Below are 1,153 nucleotides of genomic sequence, written 5' to 3'. Positions count from 1 at the left end.
CGTTCTTTTACTCCCCCCCACCCCCCATCCCCCGCGGCGGGTACCACCAACCGGGGGGGGTCCCCCCGCCCCGGCGCCCCCCACACCCCGTTTTCCGCTCCCGCCCTTTACCTGCGCTTGGGTTTTTCTTTAAGTGTTTTGAAAAAGTACTGAATTCATGTCAGTAATAAAGTTCTCATAACAGGAAGGAAACCTTTTCTTGTGACATCCGTCACTTCCGTATGTGACTTAATCCTTCCGGTTCCATTTCGGCCAATAATGGACTCGATTCTGCAATCGATCGAATGATCCACGGGGGGATCAAGTGGAATTTCGGATTCTCGGGCCGGTCGAACTGGAAGTCTCGGGAGAAGTGATCGGAATCGGCCCGCTGAAACAAAGGAGTGTTCTCGTCCCGCTCATTATCGACGTGCGCCGCCCGGTCATGCTCGACGCTCTCGTCTCCCGGGTCTGGGACGACTCCCCGCCCAGCGAGGTGCGGAACGTCCTGTACACCTACGTGACCCGGCTGCGACGGATTCTCGAACGGGCGGAGGGGTGCTCCGGGGAGAGGATCGAGCTCCGCCGGCAGAGCGGCGGTTATCTGCTCGACGTCGAACCCGAACGGGTGGACCTGCACCGCTTCGAGAGCCTGATGGCGCGCTCACGGCGCGTCACCGACGACGAGGAGCGGGCCCGGCTGCAGCGGCAGGCGCTCTCGCTGTGGCGGGGAACTCCGCTGGCCGACCTGCGCGGCGCCTGGTTCGGCCGGGTCCGGGAGTGGATCGAGCGCCGCCGGCTGGAGGCGCTGTCCGAGTGGGCCGGGACGGAACTCCGGCTGGGTCGGCCGCTGACCGTGATCGAGGAGTTCGGCCGGGTCGTGACCGAACAGCCGTACGCCGAGGCCATCATCGAGCAGTTACTGCTGGCGCTGTCCTCCGCCGGGCGGCCGATGGAAGCGCTCGAGCTCTACGCGGCGGCCCGGCGGCGGATCATCGACGCCATCGGTGCCGAACCCGGGCCCTCGCTGCGCCGTACCCACGAGGCGATCCTCCGCGAGGAGGTCGGCATCGCGCGGGCGGGGGGGGGGGCCACCCCCCCGGGGGCGCCGCCGCGGGGGGGCGGGTCCCCGAGGCGCGGCGAGCGGGCAGGGGGCGGGGGCTGATGACCCCCG

The 1,153-nt window shown here is 67.5% G+C and carries 1 protein-coding gene; it reads left to right on the top strand.

Features of this window, described 5'->3' with window-relative positions; translation table 11 throughout:
• The first annotated feature begins 304 nt into the window (after positions 1–304).
• Positions 305–1,144, top strand: coding sequence for an AfsR/SARP family transcriptional regulator (locus tag ACFXC1_RS10400; protein WP_381241299.1), 840 nt, complete (start codon positions 305–307; stop codon positions 1,142–1,144).
• Positions 1,145–1,153 lie beyond the last annotated feature (9 nt).

The organism is Streptomyces hokutonensis (genome assembly GCF_042751305.1).
GTDB lineage: Bacteria > Actinomycetota > Actinomycetes > Streptomycetales > Streptomycetaceae > Streptomyces > Streptomyces hokutonensis_A.
Note: the sequence above shows the minus strand (reverse complement) of the source record. Positions and strands in the feature narration are given on the sequence as shown.